1 protein-coding gene is annotated in these 326 nt (G+C 60.7%); it reads left to right on the top strand.

Going from position 1 to position 326, the window contains the following annotated elements:
* Positions 1-2: 2 nt before the first annotated feature.
* On the top strand, positions 3-326 hold a 324-nt coding region (locus tag A3728_RS19255), incomplete at its 3' end, for a DUF892 family protein (protein WP_082858018.1).

Here is a 326-nt window from a genome sequence, read left to right on the forward strand (position 1 = left end):
ACCTGCACAGCGCATGCAAACAGTCGCTCGAAATCACGAACGAACTGGGCCGCGCCGCGAAGGATGAAGAACTGTCCAAGGCACTGATCGCCGGGAGCGAGGGGATCTCGCGCGGCATGGACGTGCTGAAAACCATCTGCGCCCGGCACGACATCGACCCCGAAGGAGAGCATTGCAAGGGCATGGAAGGCCTCGTCAAAGAGGCGAAAGCACATGCGCTCGACGAAAGCTTCGGCGATGACGACACGCGCGACGCAATGATCATCACCCAATACCAGCGCATGGTTCACTATGCGCTTGCCGGGTACGGCTGCCTCGTGGCCTTC

Source organism: Sulfitobacter sp. HI0040, assembly GCF_001634885.1.
In the GTDB taxonomy this organism is placed as follows: domain Bacteria; phylum Pseudomonadota; class Alphaproteobacteria; order Rhodobacterales; family Rhodobacteraceae; genus Sulfitobacter.